We start from the raw sequence: 16,283 nt of genomic DNA on the forward strand, positions 1-16,283 counted from the left end.
TCCTGGCGTCAGTCCGAGTCGACGAATCGGACCCCGGACGTGGAACCTCCGAAGGAGTTCTCCCGCAGCGCAGCCTTTGCGGCTTTCATCGCCACGGCTCCGTTGTAGCCGCGTCGTGAGAGCTGGCCCACCAGCCGCCGCAGAGCCGTGTCGTGATCGAGCCGACTCATCGACCGCGCCTTGCCGCGAGCGAACTCGAGCGCGCGATCTTCATCGTCGTCCGGCAACTCGTCGAGAGCGCCGTCGATCACATCGCGCGGAATGCCGCGCTGCGCGAGTGCGCGAGACAACGCGACCCGTCCCTGTCCCTTCCGCTCGACGCCCGATGTCACCAGCACGGCGGCGAGGGCGGCGTCGTCGAGATAGCCGCGGCGGGAGAAGTCATCGATCACGTCGTCGACGACCCCACCGTCGAGGCCGACGCCTCGCAGGACCTGTCGGGCCTCCGAGATGGACAACGATCGCGCCCGCAGCTTACGGACGAGAGACTCCTCCGCGGCCACACGCACCTCGTCCGGCGATGCCTTCTCGTCGGCGCCGGCATCGTCGCTCTTTCCGCCGCCGAGTACGCGAAGGTGAGGAGCGGACTTCGTCGGGCGCGTCGACGCTGTGGCGGAACTGCCCCTGATCCCCCGCGCGGGATGACGATCGCTGGGAGTACCCGCGTCGGACGCGTCGATGTGCGAGGCACTGTCCGGAGGGGCATCCCAGGTCGTGCGCCAGACCGCCGCGTCGCTGGCGCGGGGATCGTCCGTCGACTGGTCGTCGCCTTCCGCCAGGCGAGGCGGCGGCGTGTGCGTTTGCTTCTTCGACCCGCCGCCGAAGAGGGGGATGATGGGGGCGATCCGGTCGGGATCGCCCCCACGCGTGTCGTTCATCAGGCCGGACGACGCTCAGCGAGCTCGTCTGCAGCTGCCGGTACCGAAGCGGGGCCGCCGATACCGAGCTTCTGCTTGATCTGCGTCTCGATCGCCAGCGCGATATCAGGGTTGTTCAACAGGAAGGTACGCGCGTTCTCTTTGCCCTGGCCCAACTGGTCACCGTCGTAGGTGTACCACGAGCCCGACTTCTTCACGATGGCGTGCTCGACGCCGAAGTCGATCAGGCTGCCCTCACGGGAGATGCCGACGCCGTAGAGGATGTCGAACTCGGCCTGCTTGAACGGCGGTGCCATCTTGTTCTTGACCACCTTGACCCTGGTGCGGTTTCCGACGGCGTCGGTTCCGTCCTTGAGGGTCTCGATACGACGGATATCCATGCGCACCGAGGCGTAGAACTTCAGCGCCTTACCACCGGCGGTCGTCTCGGGCGAACCGAAGAAGACGCCGATCTTCTCGCGAAGCTGGTTGATGAAGATCATCGTCGTGTTGGTCTGGTTCAGGCCACCGGTGAGCTTACGCAGCGCCTGCGACATGAGTCGCGCCTGCAGACCGACGTGCGAGTCGCCCATCTCGCCCTCGATCTCGGCGCGAGGCACGAGCGCCGCCACGGAGTCGATGACGATGAGGTCGATGGCTCCCGAGCGCACGAGCATGTCGGCGATCTCGAGGGCCTGCTCACCGGTGTCGGGCTGCGACACCAGGAGCGCATCGATGTCGACGCCGAGCTTCGCAGCGTAGTCGGGGTCGAGCGCATGTTCCGCGTCGATGAACGCGGCGATGCCACCTGCGCGCTGAGCGTTCGCGATCGCATGCAGGGTGAGGGTCGTCTTACCCGAGGACTCCGGTCCGTAGATCTCGACGATTCGACCACGCGGGAGGCCTCCGACGCCGAGAGCGACGTCGAGGGCAATGGAGCCGGTGGGGATGACCGCCACGGGGGCGCGCTCATCGCTGCCCAGCCGCATGACCGAGCCCTTTCCGAACTGGCGATCGATCTGGGCGAGGGCGGTCTCGAGGGACTTCTCGCGGTCGGCGGGTGATGGCATGATGTGCTCCTTCTGCGCGCGTGATGCCGCCTGTAGGCTGTCGCGGCTCTCCCGGTTGGGAGAAACTCTCCGACAAGGCGTAATGGCTCTTCGGCTTGTTTTCCACCGTAGGAGAGGCCACCGACATCGACGCGGAGAGCTCACATACCGTGCAGAACAGATTCCCTGAACCACTTGTGCAGAAGACTACGCCCGCTTCGAACAGATCTTCGACGACACGCCGTGAATCTCAGGTCGTGTCCCGTAGGCATCGGAGATCGACGAACGACTCAGCGTCCGCGCGGCTCCTGCCGACCGACGCCATGTCGCCTGTTCTCCGGAACATCCATCTCGACGCACAGCGCCAACCAGATATCGCGTGGCGGTGTTCCCTCGGCCAGCGCCTCGAGCGCTGTTCGACCGCCGACAGCGCTGAGCGTCAGGTCGTTCACCAGAGAGGACGCGCGTGCCTGGAACTCGGTCTCGACGGCGCGGAGGAACTCGCTACGACGCATGGCTTCCCCGACCGGGGATCAGTGCAGCGAAAGCTGAGGTTCGATCGACGCGACGAGGTCGTCGGGAACGACGTCCGGAAAGACCTGGATGCCCTCGAGCACCGAGATGCGGTCTCCGACCTCGCGCATGATCGTCGAAATGGGAACGTCGAGCGCGTCGGCGACGGAAGCGAGGATCTCGCTCGACGCCTCCTTCTGCCCACGCTCGACCTCGCTGAGGTAGCCGAGCGCAACCGACGCCTTGCTTGCGACCTGCCGGAGCGTGCGCCCCTTCTGCAGGCGGAAGTCCCTCAGCACATCGCCGATTTCCTGTCGTACAAGAATCATCGGAACCTCCTCCCCATGTGATCGTTCGAGGTCTCCCCCGATGAGACAGCCAGTCTAGTACCCCTGGCATGCACAGAATCTACCCCTGCACTCTGTGGTTTAAGTGTGAGCACATCAGAGACAACCACCCCGGCGGTCCTGCTATTCCGCCAGCATCGCGCACAGTTCTTCGAGCGCTGCCGCGACCGTCTGCGCGCGGATCGAGTCGCGATCTCCGAGGAAACGGAAGGCCGTCGTCCTCATCGCCGCCGGCGTCACCACGCCGATGTGCACCGTGCCGACCGGTTGCCCGTCGGGGGAATCCGGACCGGCGATTCCCGTCGTAGACACCCCGACATCGGCCGGCGAGCCGCCGACGCGCACGACACTCCTCACTCCGTCTGCCATCTGCAGCGCGACCTGCGGATGCACCGGCCCGTGCACGGCGAGAAGGTCCGCGTCGACGTCCAACACCGACGCCTTCACCGGCGTCGCGTACGCCACCACCCCGCCGAGCAGCACTGTGGACGCGCCGGGAACCGAGACCAGGTCGGCGCACAGGGCGCCGCCGGTCAGCGACTCCGCGACTCCGAGCGTCCATCCCCGTCGACCCAGCGCCGCGAGGACGGCAGCAGCCGCGTCGCTCACGACTTCCGGCGCGAGCCGCGGACCTGCGCAACGATGTAGTCGATACCGCTCGCGACCGTGAGCACCAGGACGATGAGCATGAGGATGAAGGTGATCAACGTCCATGCGTCGAGACCGACGAAATAGTGCAGCGGAAGCAACGCCCAGCCGAGCGCCACACCTTGGAACGCCGTCTTGATCTTGCCCATCCAGGCCGCAGCGACGACATGCTCGCTGGCGACCATGAGCCGGTGGATCGTGATCCCCCACTCGCGCACGAGGATGACGGCGACGATCCACCAGCCGACCTCGCCGAGGATGGCGAGTCCGATGAACCCGGCCCCCGTGAGCATCTTGTCGGCGATGGGATCCCAGAGCTTGCCGAAATCGCTGACGATGTCGTACTTGCGCGCGAGGTAGCCGTCGACCCAGTCCGTGGAGATCCCCACGATGAAGATGACCGCGGCCGCCCACCGGAGGCCGGGCTCGGCGAGGCCGTAGGTTCCGCCCAGCAGCAACAGGACGAAGAAGACGACCGCCAGCGGGATGCGCGCGACGGTGATGGCGTTGGGCAGCTGCCGCGGGATGGCCATCAGTCGCGTCCCGTCAGGCCCCAGGCGTCTTCGTCGCCCTCGGCCTCCACCTCGGGAAGCCCCTCATACTGGGCAGCGATCGGATCGTGCGTCTGGGGCAGGGGTGGCACCGGCGGAGCGACAGGGGCGGCGGAAGCGGGCGGCGACGTCGGAACGTCGTCACCGCGCAGCTTGGCCATCACCTGTGGGAGCTGCTCGGCCGTGGCCAGCACGTCGCGCGCCTTGGAGCCCTCGGACGGGCCGACGATCTCGCGTGACTCCAGCAGGTCCATGAGGCGACCGGCCTTCGCGAAGCCGACCCGCAGCTTGCGCTGGAGCATCGAGGTCGATCCGAACTGCGACGAGACGATGAGCTCGGCAGCCGCGAGCAGCAGTTCCAGGTCGTCGCCGATGTCTTCGTCGACTTCCTTCTTCTTGGTCGGCTCCATCGCCTCCTGCACGTCGGGACGATAGTCCGGACGAGCCTGGCGGGTGACGTGCTTGACGACCGCGTCGATCTCCTTCTCGTCGACCCACGCGCCCTGCAGACGGAACGGCTTCGACGAGCCCATCGGCGAGAACAGCGCGTCACCCTGACCGATGAGCTTGTCCGCCCCGGGGCTGTCGAGGATGACGCGGCTGTCGGTGACACTGGTGACAGCGAAGGCCAGCCGAGACGGGACGTTCGCCTTGATGAGTCCGGTGACGACGTCGACGCTCGGCCGCTGGGTCGCGAGGACGAGGTGGATGCCGGAGGCTCGCGCGAGCTGCGTGATGCGCACGATCGAGTCCTCCACGTCGCGAGGGGCGACCATCATGAGGTCGGCGAGCTCGTCGACCACGACCAGAAGGTACGGGTACGGCTTCAGAACGCGCTCGCTGCCCACCGGCAGCTCGACCTCCCCGGCGCGCACGGCACGGTTGAAGTCGTCGATATGACGGAAGCCGAAAGACGCGAGGTCGTCGTACCTCATGTCCATCTCCTTCACGACCCACTGCAGCGCTTCGGCCGCCTTCTTGGGGTTCGTGATGATGGGCGTGATCAGGTGCGGGACACCGGCGTAGCTGGTGAGCTCCACGCGCTTCGGGTCGATGAGGACCATGCGCACATCGGCGGGCCGCGCCCGCATCAGCAGGCTGGTGATCATGGAGTTCACGAAGCTCGACTTACCGGAGCCGGTGGAACCTGCTACCAGGAGGTGCGGCATCTTCGCGAGGTTCGCGATGACGATGTTGCCGCCGACGTCCTTGCCGACGCCGATCGTCATCGGATGCGTGCTCTTCTGCGCGGCGGGCGAACGCAGCACGTCGCCGAGCGCGACCATCTCCTTGTCGGCGTTGGGGATCTCGATGCCGATCGCGCTCTTGCCCGGGATCGGCGAGAGGATGCGGACGTCGTTCGAGGCGACCGCGTAGGCGAAGTTGTTGCTCAGCTGAAGGATCTTCTCGACCTTGACGCCGTGGCCGACCTCGACCTCGTACTGGGTGACCGTCGGGCCGCGCGAGAAGCCGGTGACCTTCGCATCCACCTTGAACTGCGACAGCACACTGGTGATCTGCTCGATCACCTTGTCGGTGGCCTCGGAGCGCATCACCGGAGGCGGCCCCTCGACCAGAAGGCCGGGAGAGGGCAGGATGTACGGCGTCACGGGCGCCTGCGGCCCGCGGTCGCCTGGCCCCTCGGTGCCGAAGCCGTCGAGGCCGGGAAGCTCCGGCGCCTCTCCGGTGTCGGACGAGTCGTCGAGCAGCGCCGTGGTCTGCTGCTCCGCGAGCGAATCGGCGACGGACCTCACGTCGGACAGCACCTCGGTGGCGGCGTCGTACGGGTTCTCGACGACGACGGCCTGGTCATAGGCGGGAGTCGGGTCGGACGTCGTGAGCAGCGCGGTGATGTCGTCGGAGCCGAGCGTGCCTTCGTCGGGGTCCTCTTCGCGGCCGGTCTTGTTGCGACGCCACCACGGCAGCACGTCGGGATCGTCGACCTTGTCGGCGTCGTCGATCGCCGCGGAGTCTTTGGTCGACTTCTCCGGACGCTCGGCATCGAACATCCAGGCGTAGAGATCGCCGAGACGGGCGCCGATGCGGTTCGGCGGAGTCTTGGTGAGGATGAGGATGCTGAGCGCCGCCAGCAGCGACAGCACGATGTACGCGGGGATGTCGGTGAGGTAGCTGAGCGGCTGGCCGAGCATCCATCCGAAGAGTCCGCCGGACTCGCTCAGTGCGAGCATGCCCTCCTTGGGCTGTGGGCCGTCGCCCGCGACGTGGCAGAAGCCGGCGAGCGTCAGGACGAACAACCCGAAACCGATTCCGATGCGGCCGTTGTCGTGAACCGACGAGGGGTGGCGGAAGAGCCATCCGGCGAGCAGGAGCAGCAGAACGGGCATCACGAATGCGACGCGCCCGATCAGCCCTCCGACCGAATACGCGCTGATGTTCGCAGCGACCTCGTTGCCGATGAAGAACCACTCGTTGACCGCTCCGAGCACGGCGAGGAGCACGAGGAGGAAGGGAAAACCGTCGCGACGATCGTCTTTCTCGAGAGTCTCGGGGCCGAACGCGCGGAAGAGTCCGCCGACCCCGTGCGCCAGCCCGACCCAGGCCCGGACGGCGACCGGCGGCTTGTCTGCCTCGTCGATGTACTTCTTGGGAGCGGGCTGCGCCTTGCGAGCGGGCTGGGCCTTGGGAGCCGTCTGCCGCTTGGGGCGCGACGGTGCGCTGGTCGACGCGCTCTCTGTCTTCGTGGTACTCCTGGCCATGCTCTCACGTTACGTCCAACAGCCGACATCTCCGCGTAATGACGCGGCTTTCCATGGATCCGAGGGGCGCGATCACGCCGTGCCGCGAGCCATCGTGTCGCGGGTCGCGCCCTGACTCACCACGGCAAAACCCTCGGCTCGATACAGGTTGCGCGCGAAGTTGTCCCGTTCCACGCTCAGGCTGATCCGGGCATGCCCCTGCGAGCCCGCCAGGTGCACGACGCCGCGCAGCAGCGCCCGCCCGACGCCTCGGGCACGCCAGAGCGGGTGCACACCGATGATCAGCTCCGGGACCGCGACGCCGATGAAACCGAACCCGGGATCGTTCTGCGGGAGCACCCGGTACCAGGCCGCACCCACCGGGGTGCCGTCGTCGCCGGCCGCGACCAGTCCGTCGTCCGCCATGCGCTTCCAGCCCGCGAGGTAACGCCGATGGTCGGGCGACGTCAGCACCTCATGACGGGGACGCACTCCCCCGGCGCGCCAATTGGCGGCCTCGACGAGCATGTCGCCGAGGAACATCGCATCCGTCTGCGCCGCCCTGCGAAGGGAGAAGCCCCTGTACATGACGCGAGCATAGGACGTCGGTGTTACATCGGGATGACGCTCACCCGTGAGTGCGAGACGACTCGCCTGTCGTCATGCCTCGATGACGAGCGGCACGATCATCGGACGGCGACGGAGCCGCTGGTTCACCCAGCGACCGATCGTGCGTCGCACGACCTGCGACAGTGCGTGGGTGTCGCGGACGCCGTTGCCCGACGCCTCCTTGAGCGCAGCGACGATCTTCGGCGTGACGTCGTCGAACACCGAGTCGTCCTCGGCGACACCGCGCGCGTGGATCTCGGGACCGGAGATGATGCGTCCGGTGCCGGCGTCCACGACCACGATCACGGAGATGAAGCCTTCCTCGCCGAGGATGCGGCGATCCTTGAGGTCGGCATCGGTGATCTCTCCGACGGTGGAGCCGTCGACGTAAACGAATCCGAGGTCGAGCTGCCCGGTGACCTTCGCGACGCCGTCCTTGAGGTCGATCACGGTGCCGTTCGAGGCGATGATCGTGTTCTCCTCGGAGATACCGGTGTCCTGCGCGAGCTTGGCATTAGCGATCAGGTGCCGATACTCGCCGTGCACGGGGAGGACGTTCTTCGGCCTCAGGATGTTGTAGCAGTAGATCAGCTCACCGGCGGCGGCGTGCCCGGAGACGTGCACCTTCGCATTCGCCTTGTGCACGACGTTCGCGCCGAGCTTGGTCAGTCCGTCGATGACGCGGTACACGGCGTTCTCGTTGCCGGGGATGAGGCTGGAGGCGAGGATGACGGTGTCACCCTCGCTGATCTCGATCGCGTGGTCCATGTTCGCCATGCGGCTGAGCACGGCCATCGGCTCGCCCTGGGAGCCTGTCGACATGTAGACGATCTGCTCGTCCGGCAGGTCGCGCGCCTTCTTGAAGTCGATCAGCACCCCGTCCGGCACCTTGAGGTAGCCGAGCTGCTCGGCGATGGTCATGTTGCGGACCATGCTGCGGCCGAGGAACGCGACACGGCGGCCGTTGGCGTGCGCGGCGTCGATCACCTGCTGCACGCGGTGGACGTGGCTGGAGAAGCTCGCGACGATGACGCGACGGGGCGCCTTCGCGATCACCTGGTCGAGCACGGGACCGATGGAGCGCTCCGTCGGGGTGAAGCCGGGGACGTCGGCGTTCGTCGAGTCGACGAGGAACAGGTCCACGCCCTCTTCACCGAGGCGGGCGAACGCACGCAGGTCGGTGATCCGACCGTCCAGCGGCAGCTGGTCCATCTTGAAGTCACCGGTGGCGAGCACCATGCCTGCGGGTGTGCGGATGGCGACGGCCAGTGCATCGGGGATCGAGTGGTTGACGGCGACGAACTCGAGGTCGAACGGACCGACCCGCTCCTGCTGCCCCTCTTTCACCGTGAGCGTGAAGGCCTTGATCCGATGCTCTTTGAGCTTCGCCTCGACCAATGCGAGGGTGAGGCCCGAGCCGATCAGGGGGATGTCGCTCTTGAGCCGGAGCAGATACGGAACCGCGCCGATGTGGTCTTCATGACCGTGCGTGAGCACCACGCCGACGATGTCGTCGAGCCGGTCGCGGATGGGCTCGAAGTCGGGAAGGATCAGATCGACACCGGGCTGGTGCTCCTCGGGGAAGAGCACACCGCAGTCGACGATCAGGATCTTCCCGTCGTACTCGAACATGGTCATGTTACGACCGATCTCGCCGAGTCCGCCGATCGGGATGACCCGCAGCGTCCCTTCGTCGAGAGCGGTCGGTTCTACCAGGGGAATGGACATGCTGTCTCCTCAGTCGGACACTCCGCGCGTCCGTTCGTTCATGGCGACGCGACTCAGCGCGTCGTGCCGTGCACCTTCGGCAGGGCACCACCCGCAGCCGCGTTGCGGTCGGGTCGGAAGTTCGAGAAATCGGCTCCGGGAACGTTCTGCACGAGGTCGAGCTCATCCTCGATGAGCGCGGCCTCCCATTCCTCGGGACCGACCAGGGGAAGGCGAACGCGCGGGCTCGAGATGCGACCGAGTCCGTGCAGGATGTACTTGGCCGCAACGGTTCCGGGAACATGCGTCATCACCGCGCGGACGAGCGGTTCGAGGCGCTTGTGCTCGGCGGTCGCCGTGGCGAGGTCGCCGGCGTTCACCGCGTCGATTATCGTGCGGTACGGCGCCGCTGCGACGTTCGCCGTCACGCCGATGAGACCGGTCGCGCCGATCGCGAGGTGCGGCAGCACGTTCGCGTCATCGCCGGAGAAGTACATCAGATCGGTCTGGTTCAGCACGCGGCTCACCTCGGAGAAGTCGCCCTTGGCGTCTTTCACGGCGAGGATATTCGGGTGCTTCGCGAGACGCAGGATCGTCTCGTACTTGATCGGCACACCCGTGCGCCCGGGGATGTCGTAGAGGATCACCGGGAGATCGGTCGCGTCGGCGACCAGACGGAAGTGCGTGAGGATGCCGGCCTGCGTCGGCTTGTTGTAGTACGGCGTGACGATCATGATGCCGTCGGCGCCGGCCTTCTCACTGGCTTTGTAGAGCTCGATCGCGTGGGCGGTCTCGTTCGAGCCGCCGCCGGTGATGATCTTGGCGCGGCCTGCGGAGACGGACTTGCCGACCTCCACGAGCTTGAGCTTCTCGGGGTCCGTCAGGGTCGAGGTCTCACCTGTCGTTCCCGTCACGACGATGCCGTCCGCTCCCGCGGTGATCACGTCATCGATGTGCTTCTCGACGGCGGGCCAGTCGACTTCGCCGTCGGCCGTCATCGGAGTGACGAGCGCGACGAGAACCTGTCCGAATGGGTTGCCCGAGTGCGTCATAGACCCAGCGTATCGGTTCGGCTGCCGCTCATGCGGACGCGGTGACGCGCATGACGTCTCCGTTCTACGCTCGAAGCATGACATGGGTCACACGAGGCACCGAGACGAAGTACGAGAACGCGTGGATCCGTGTGCGGGAGGACCAGGTCACGGGCCCCGCGGGCGCGGACGGCATCTATGGTGTCGTCACCATGCAGCACCCGGCGGTCTTCATCGTCGCCGTGGACGAGGAAGACCGTGTGTGTCTCGTCACGATCGACCGCTACACCGTGGGGACGACCATCGAGGTCCCCGCTGGCGGCAGCGACGGGGAAGACCCCCTGCTCGCGGCGAGACGCGAGCTCCGGGAGGAGACCGGATTCGAAGCCGGTGAGTGGACGGCCCTGGGCACCATGCACGCTCTGAACGGGATCGCCGAGGCGCCCGAACACGTCTTCCTCGCACGCGATCTGCGCCCGGTCGCTGAGGACGACGACGAGAACGGGAGCGACGCCGCCGAGAGCCAGACCGAAGAAGGCATCCAGGCCGTCTCGTGGGTCCCCTTCGCGCACGTGCTGCGCATGATCGCCGACGGCGACATCACCGACGGGGAGACCATCGCGGCGATCGCCAAAGCGGGGATCCTGCTCGGCAGGTTCCACTGACCGCTGCCGATCAGATGACGGCTGCCGGTCAGACGCGGCCGCGGCGCGCCACGCGGGAGGTGAGCGTGCTCGGCAGGAGGCGTGTCAGCGCCACGATCACCCTGTACCGCAGGGACGGCACCGAGACCGACCTGCCACGGGCGGCATCGCGCAGGCCGACGCGGACGACGTCCCGCGCGTTCAACCACATGATGCCGGGAACGCCCTCCTGGCCCACCGCGAGCCCCATGCGCTCGTGGAAGGAGGTGTGCGTGAACCCGGGGCACAACGCCGTGACGGAGACGCGATCACGCGTGTACTCGGCATTCGCCCAGCGGCTGAATCCGATGAGCCAGGCCTTGCAGGCGGAGTACGTCGACCGGGAGATGAAGCCGGCCACGGAAGCCACATTGATGATGCGACCGCCACGACCACGCATGGACTGCAGTGCCGCGTGCATGAGCCGCATCGACGCCTCCACATGTACACGGAGATGACGCACCTCATCGTCGATGTCGTTGTCGGCGAACTGCAGGGGAAGACCGAACCCGGCGTTGTTCACCAAGAGGTCGATGGGGTCCGCCGTGTCGCGCAGGCGCGCGGCGACCTTCTCCACGCCGGCCTCATCCGCCAGGTCGGCGGGGATGATCTCGACCGCGACCCCGTATTCGCTCCGCAGTTCGGCGCCCAGCGTCTCCAGCGCGTCCTCTGATCTCGCCACCAGGACGAGGTCGGCACGTCGCCGCGCGAGCTGACGCGCGAACTCGGCGCCCAGTCCGGCGCTGGCTCCGGTGATCAGTGCGGTGGGCATCAGCGCTCGTATCCCAGGAAGCGGTACCGCACTCCCGTGCGCGACGTGAGCCACTCCCCCTCGTCGATGAGGCGCCACCCGGTCTTCGCCGGTGCGTAGGCGTCGCCAGCGACGTCGAGATCGATCTCGGTGACCTCCAGCCGATCGGCGTCGCCGATCACCTGTCGGAAGATCTCCGCCCCACCGATGATCCAGACCCTGTCGAGTCCGCGAACGGCCTCGGCGACGGTGGATGCACGCCGCGCGCCCTCTTCGGACCAGTCCTGCTGCCGGGTCACCACGATGTTGTCCCGTCCGGAGAGCGGGCGGAATCGCTCGGGCAGCGAGTCCCAGGTCTTGCGCCCCATCACCACGGGAGCGCCGAGGGTGACCTCCTTGAAGTGCGCCAGGTCTTCGGGCACGTGCCAGGGCATGCCACCCTCGGCACCGATGACCCCTCCGTGCGCCTCGGCCCAGATCAACCCGACCCAGGTCATACCGCCACCGCCGCCCTGATCGGCGCGTGGTGCTGATAGTCCTCCACGAGGAAGTCCTCATAGCGGTAGTCGAGAATCGATTCGGGCTTCCGCGCGAAACGCAGCGTCGGGTAGGGGTAGGGCTCACGGCTGAGCTGCTCCCGCACCTGATCGACGTGATTGTCGTAGACGTGGCAGTCTCCGCCCGTCCAGACGAAGTCTCCGGGCTCGAGACCCACCTGCTGGGCGATCATCATGGTCAGCAAGGCGTAGGAGGCGATGTTGAACGNNGAGCTTGCCGTCGGCGACGTAGAACTGGAACAGCGCGTGACAGGGCGCGAGCGCCATGTCCGGGATGTCGGCCGGGTTCCAGGCAGACACGATGAGCCGACGGGAGTCGGGCGAGCGTCGGATCTGCTCGATCACGTCGGACAGCTGGTCGATGCTCCCCCCGTCCGGCGTCGGCCACGAACGCCACTGCACCCCGTAGACCGGGCCGAGGTCGCCGGATTCATCGGCCCACTCGTCCCAGATCGTGACCCCGTTCTCGCGGAGCCACCCGACGTTGGAATCACCCTGCAGGAACCAGAGGAGCTCGTACGCGATGGATTTGAAGTGCACGCGCTTGGTGGTGATGAGGGGGAAGCCCTTCGACAGATCGAAGCGGATCTGACGCCCGAAGACGCTCGTCGTCCCCGTCCCGGTGCGATCGGACTTATGCGTGCCGGTCTCCAGGACGTCGCGGAGCAGGTCTTCATAAGGAGTCGGGACGGCTGCGCTCATGACAGCCACGATACCGTCACGCTCGCCTCCTCGGGCGGAACCGCTTCCGCGCGTGGGCCCTCCGTCATCGTCGGAAACATCGACCCGATCCCGCTTCGACACGACATATCCTCGACCCATGTCGCCCGCGCTCGCCCTCGGTATCGCCGCAGCACTCCTCGTGCTCGCGACGGGCATCGGCGTCGTGCTGCGCCGGCGAGACGGACGACGGCGGGACGGCGGTGCTCTCCGCTTCGATCCGGCGGACGCGGTCACCTCGGAGCTCGGGTCCCGCGCGACTCTCGTGCAGTTCAGCACCGAGATGTGCGCGCGGTGCCCACAGGTGAGACGTCTGCTCGGTTCGTATGCCGACGACCACGACGGTCTCGCCCATGTGGAGGTCGATCTGACGCACCGGCCCGATCTCTCCGCGCGCTACAAGGTGCTCCAGACGCCCACGACCTTCGTGGTCGACGGTGCCGGTGCCGTCCGCGCCAGATTCCACGGAGTGCCGACCAGGCACGCCCTCACCGAAGCCCTCACCGCCGTCTGAGCCGGAAGACCGGAGCGCCCCATGAGCACCCCCGCAGGCATCGACCCCCGAGGCCCCCGCTTCGCCGCCGCCATCACCGCGGTCCTGCTGCTGGTGGCGACGTTCCTGGCCCTGATCGGGATCTCGACTCTCCGGACCGGAATCGCCTCGTTCGGTTGGTTCGCCTACCAGCCCCTCGCCGACGCCAGCTTCGTTCCGTCCGGGTGGGCGATCTCCTCGGCCACGCTCCTGCAGCGCGCTCTCGACCCGGGGTTCCTCCTCACGGTCGTCATCGCTCTCCTGTTCCTCTGGGGATCGGTGTCTCCGCAGACGGCCCCCTGGGGCACGCTGTTCCGCTCAGCGATCCGTCCGCGCCTCGCCGCTCCGACAGAGCTCGAAGACCCGCGGCCGCCGCGATTCTCGCAGGGCGTCGGGCTCTTCGTCGTGGGGGTCGGCCTCGTCCTGCACCTCCTGGGTGTTCCGTGGGCGCTGCCGATCGCGACGTCCGCGGCATTCATCGCCGCGTTCCTCAACGCCGCCTTCGCCTTCTGCCTGGGCTGCCAGCTCTACCTCCTGCTGCAGCGCGCGGGCGTCGTCGGTCGCGAAGCCACCCCCGCCTGACCGCGGTTCCGCGTGGGCAGCACGCTCGCTAGGCTGACCACGAGTCGACGCTGCGCCCGCAGCTCGAGAACCGGAGGAATCATGCCCGTCACCAGCGAAGCCGCCAGCACCTGGACCGGATCGCTCATGGAGGGATCCGGCACCGTCGCGTTCTCGTCGTCGAACCTCGGCACCTTCCCGATCAACTGGAAGGCCCGCAGCGAAGGCAGCGACACGACGACTACCCCGGAAGAGCTCATCGCCGCCGCCCACGCCTCCTGCTTCAGCATGGCGCTCTCGCACGCGCTCGCCGAGAACGGCACCCCGCCGGAGCGCGTGAACACGACGGCCTCGGTCACCTTCAAGCCCGGCGTCGGCATCACCGGCAGCCACCTCAACGTCAACGCGACGGTCCCGAACCTGACGCCAGAGGCGTTCCAGGAGATCGCGAACGGCGCCAAGACCGGTTGCCCGGTGTCGCAGGCGCTCGCCGGAATCGAGATCACCCTCGAGGCCACGCTCGCCTGAGTGTGTCGTCAGGGTCGGCGCGGCGCGAGACGGATGGCCTCGCGAATGCTGGCCCTGGCGTCCTTGCGGCGGCCCGCCGCATCCTGCACCACGCCCAACCGGTAGCGCGCCCGCCAGTCCTCGCCTGCCGCATCCGCTTCGGCCGCGTACCGCGCGATGAGCGGATCCGCGTCGGCGCGGGCGATCCTGCCGCTGGGGGTCAGTTCGGTCTCGACCGGCGGCATCCCGCCTTCCGCATCGAGAAGTCGCCCGAGGCGGTCGGCACCGAATCCGAACATCATCTCGCGGATGAGCGCCCAGGCTCCGATCGGCGCCAGAACGAGGAGCGTGATCCCCATGCCGATCGACACGGGTGTGCCGACCGAGATGAACATCACGGCGAGCCAGATCGCCACCGCGAGGTAGACCAGAAGCGCCGCGGCCATCAGCGCGACGCCGATGCGCGACATCACGACCGGATGCCGATGTCGATCATGTGCTCGAGACCCACGAACACACCCGTGGCCTGCACCGCGAACGGCACAGAGAGCCGGATGCCGGGGGCATAGGCGAGCGCCGAATCGATCGTGTCGTGCGTGAACGTGAGCGATTCGCCGGGACCGGAGAGGATGACCTCCTGTTTGGCGACGACACCGGGACGACGCAGCGAATGGATGGGCACGCTGCCGACCTGCTGCCCGCGGGCGCGCTGGTCAGCGTGCGGTGCACTGACCGGCCCCTGTTCGGCACGGGCGGCGGCGATCAGTTCCGCGGTGCGCACAGCGGTTCCACTCGGCGAGTCGATCTTGGTCTCACGATGGGCTTCGATGATCTCGGCCGAGCCGAAGAAGGGCGCAGCCGCGGCGGCCAGCGCCGAACCCAGAACGGATCCCAGCGAGAAGTTGGGGATGAACACCGCGCCGGTGCCCGCCGCTTCGACGAGAGGACGCACCAGAGCGATGCGCTCAGCCGACCAGCCGGAGGTCGCGACCAGCACGTTGATGCCGCGCTCGACGGCGGCGCGCACGACGTCGATGCTGACCTGCGGCGTCGACGCGTCGACCACGAGGTCGGCGCCGTCGAGTTCGGACAGATCACTGGATGAGGTCAGCACCCGGCTCACCTCGAACCCCTCGAGCTCGTCGATCACCGCACCGATGATCGTTCCGAGCTTCCCGGTTCCGCCGACGAGTGCTACCTGCGTGGTCATGCGTCCAGTCTATTTCGCGGGTGACGCCGTCCGGCCCGGGGCGCGCGGGCCGGACGCACCATCTTGCGCCTGCGCAGGTGGCTCAGACCAGGAGCGCGTCGGGGATCCCGGTCCGCAGCTCCACCGGAAGGTGGCCGGTGTCGTTGTGCGTGAGCAGCGTCCATGGTCGCCCTTGCTTCTGCGCGATCACCGTCAGACCGCAGTGCGACTGGTTGAGGGTCATCCACCGCCACTCGGGGGCGGAGAGCACCTCGCGGACGAACCAGGAGATCACGAAGTTGTGGGTGATGAGCACCTCGTGCACATCGCCGGTCTTGCGCACCAGGAACTCGTTCACGGCATCCGACATCTGCGCCCGCCCCGCCTCGATCTCCGCCTCGGTGACGGATCCGAAGAACGGCTCGAACACCGAAGGAGTCTCCTCGGTCATCCCCGTGGGAACGCAATCGAAGAGCAGTGCGGTCGGCTCGGGGTCGACCGACGGAAGGCGTGCCGCGATCGCTCGCGCCGTCTCGTTCGCACGCAGCAACGGCGAATGCCAGACGGCATCGAGAGGAAGCCCCGACAGACGGTCGGCGATCAGTTCCGCCTGACGCTGGCCTCTCGGCGAGAGGGGTCCGTCGGCGAGACCATGCTCGGCATCCTGATGTTCACCGTGTCTGACCAGATATATGTAGTGCGTCACAACTCGCTCGCTTCATCGCCAGCATCCGCCGGGCCTCCCTTCCACCCTATGTCACGGGTGAAGGGATAC

Annotated in this window: 19 protein-coding genes and 1 pseudogene; 4 read left to right on the forward strand and 16 right to left on the reverse strand. The window is 67.3% G+C overall.

Annotated features, from left to right (window positions below):
- Positions 1 to 8: 8 nt before the first annotated feature.
- The 10 genes from B2869_RS12550 to dapA all read right to left on the reverse strand — a co-directional run bounded on the left by B2869_RS12550 (position 9) and on the right by dapA (position 10,029).
- Entirely contained in the window at positions 9 to 878 is an 870-nt protein-coding gene (locus B2869_RS12550; RefSeq protein ID WP_292767080.1) for a regulatory protein RecX, read from the reverse strand.
- Entirely contained in the window at positions 878 to 1,927 is a 1,050-nt protein-coding gene (gene recA / locus B2869_RS12555; RefSeq protein WP_021198638.1) for a recombinase RecA, read from the reverse strand. The genes B2869_RS12550 and recA overlap by 1 nt, the downstream gene beginning before the upstream one ends.
- A 269-nt stretch (positions 1,928 to 2,196) precedes the next feature.
- On the reverse strand, positions 2,197 to 2,421 hold the full coding sequence (locus B2869_RS12560) for a DUF3046 domain-containing protein (protein WP_021198637.1): 225 nt from the start codon (positions 2,419 to 2,421) through the stop codon (positions 2,197 to 2,199).
- Between the two features lie 18 nt (positions 2,422 to 2,439).
- Positions 2,440 to 2,748, reverse strand: a complete 309-nt coding sequence (locus B2869_RS12565; protein WP_017830901.1) for a helix-turn-helix domain-containing protein — start codon at positions 2,746 to 2,748, stop codon at positions 2,440 to 2,442.
- A gap of 141 nt (positions 2,749 to 2,889) precedes the next feature.
- Positions 2,890 to 3,375, reverse strand: coding sequence for a CinA family protein (locus tag B2869_RS12570; RefSeq protein WP_292767087.1), 486 nt, complete (start codon positions 3,373 to 3,375; stop codon positions 2,890 to 2,892).
- Positions 3,372 to 3,947: a CDP-diacylglycerol--glycerol-3-phosphate 3-phosphatidyltransferase gene (gene pgsA, locus B2869_RS12575; protein WP_292767090.1), complete on the reverse strand. Its 576-nt coding sequence runs from the start codon at positions 3,945 to 3,947 to the stop codon at positions 3,372 to 3,374. Before pgsA ends, B2869_RS12570 begins: the two co-directional genes overlap by 4 nt.
- Complete coding sequence (locus B2869_RS12580) at positions 3,947 to 6,682, reverse strand: DNA translocase FtsK (RefSeq protein WP_136023725.1); 2,736 nt, start codon at positions 6,680 to 6,682, stop codon at positions 3,947 to 3,949. The genes pgsA and B2869_RS12580 overlap by 1 nt, the downstream gene beginning before the upstream one ends.
- 72 nt (positions 6,683 to 6,754) lie before the next feature.
- Positions 6,755 to 7,249 (reverse strand): GNAT family N-acetyltransferase, encoded by a 495-nt coding sequence (locus B2869_RS12585; RefSeq protein ID WP_031206761.1) that lies wholly within the window; start codon positions 7,247 to 7,249, stop codon positions 6,755 to 6,757.
- 72 nt (positions 7,250 to 7,321) lie between these two features.
- Positions 7,322 to 8,998 carry a ribonuclease J gene (locus B2869_RS12590; protein ID WP_021198632.1) on the reverse strand — a complete coding sequence of 559 codons (1,677 nt, stop codon included), beginning with the start codon at positions 8,996 to 8,998 and terminating at the stop codon, positions 7,322 to 7,324.
- Between the two features lie 53 nt (positions 8,999 to 9,051).
- On the reverse strand, positions 9,052 to 10,029 hold the full coding sequence (dapA, locus tag B2869_RS12595) for a 4-hydroxy-tetrahydrodipicolinate synthase (protein WP_029259018.1): 978 nt from the start codon (positions 10,027 to 10,029) through the stop codon (positions 9,052 to 9,054).
- Positions 10,030 to 10,106: 77 nt separating this feature from the next.
- On the opposite strand from dapA, the gene B2869_RS12600 reads away from it, so the two are divergent.
- Positions 10,107 to 10,673 (forward strand): NUDIX domain-containing protein, encoded by a 567-nt coding sequence (locus B2869_RS12600; protein WP_292767099.1) that lies wholly within the window; start codon positions 10,107 to 10,109, stop codon positions 10,671 to 10,673.
- A 28-nt stretch (positions 10,674 to 10,701) separates the two neighbouring features.
- On the opposite strand, the gene B2869_RS12605 is transcribed toward B2869_RS12600, so the two are convergent.
- The 3 genes and pseudogenes from B2869_RS12605 to B2869_RS12615 all read right to left on the reverse strand — a co-directional run bounded on the left by B2869_RS12605 (position 10,702) and on the right by B2869_RS12615 (position 12,701).
- Complete coding sequence (locus B2869_RS12605; RefSeq protein ID WP_292767102.1) at positions 10,702 to 11,463, reverse strand: SDR family NAD(P)-dependent oxidoreductase; 762 nt, start codon at positions 11,461 to 11,463, stop codon at positions 10,702 to 10,704.
- Positions 11,463 to 11,939: a dihydrofolate reductase gene (locus tag B2869_RS12610; protein WP_292767105.1), complete on the reverse strand. Its 477-nt coding sequence runs from the start codon at positions 11,937 to 11,939 to the stop codon at positions 11,463 to 11,465. The genes B2869_RS12605 and B2869_RS12610 overlap by 1 nt, the downstream gene beginning before the upstream one ends.
- Positions 11,936 to 12,701 (reverse strand): annotated as a pseudogene (locus B2869_RS12615) (thymidylate synthase). Before B2869_RS12615 ends, B2869_RS12610 begins: the two are co-directional and overlap by 4 nt.
- A gap of 118 nt (positions 12,702 to 12,819) precedes the next feature.
- On the opposite strand from B2869_RS12615, the gene B2869_RS12620 reads away from it, so the two are divergent.
- The 3 genes from B2869_RS12620 to B2869_RS12630 all read left to right on the forward strand — a co-directional run bounded on the left by B2869_RS12620 (position 12,820) and on the right by B2869_RS12630 (position 14,340).
- Complete coding sequence (locus tag B2869_RS12620; RefSeq protein ID WP_021198626.1) at positions 12,820 to 13,233, forward strand: thioredoxin family protein; 414 nt, start codon at positions 12,820 to 12,822, stop codon at positions 13,231 to 13,233.
- Between the two features lie 21 nt (positions 13,234 to 13,254).
- Entirely contained in the window at positions 13,255 to 13,833 is a 579-nt protein-coding gene (locus tag B2869_RS12625) for a DUF4395 family protein (protein WP_292767108.1), read from the forward strand.
- A gap of 81 nt (positions 13,834 to 13,914) precedes the next feature.
- Positions 13,915 to 14,340: an OsmC family peroxiredoxin gene (locus B2869_RS12630; protein ID WP_021198624.1), complete on the forward strand. Its 426-nt coding sequence runs from the start codon at positions 13,915 to 13,917 to the stop codon at positions 14,338 to 14,340.
- 8 nt (positions 14,341 to 14,348) lie between these two features.
- On the opposite strand, the gene B2869_RS12635 is transcribed toward B2869_RS12630, so the two are convergent.
- From B2869_RS12635 to B2869_RS12645, 3 genes are all read right to left on the reverse strand, one after another.
- The gene (locus B2869_RS12635) at positions 14,349 to 14,789 is read right to left on the reverse strand and encodes a hypothetical protein (protein WP_021198623.1); all 441 of its coding nucleotides are present in this window, start codon (positions 14,787 to 14,789) and stop codon (positions 14,349 to 14,351) included.
- The gene (gene dapB, locus B2869_RS12640; protein WP_021198622.1) at positions 14,789 to 15,529 is read right to left on the reverse strand and encodes a 4-hydroxy-tetrahydrodipicolinate reductase; all 741 of its coding nucleotides are present in this window, start codon (positions 15,527 to 15,529) and stop codon (positions 14,789 to 14,791) included. Before dapB ends, B2869_RS12635 begins: the two co-directional genes overlap by 1 nt.
- 82 nt (positions 15,530 to 15,611) lie before the next feature.
- Positions 15,612 to 16,214: a histidine phosphatase family protein gene (locus B2869_RS12645; RefSeq protein WP_021198621.1), complete on the reverse strand. Its 603-nt coding sequence runs from the start codon at positions 16,212 to 16,214 to the stop codon at positions 15,612 to 15,614.
- Positions 16,215 to 16,283 lie beyond the last annotated feature (69 nt).

This window comes from Microbacterium sp. UBA3486 (assembly GCF_002377845.1).
Lineage (GTDB): Bacteria > Actinomycetota > Actinomycetes > Actinomycetales > Microbacteriaceae > Microbacterium > Microbacterium maritypicum_A.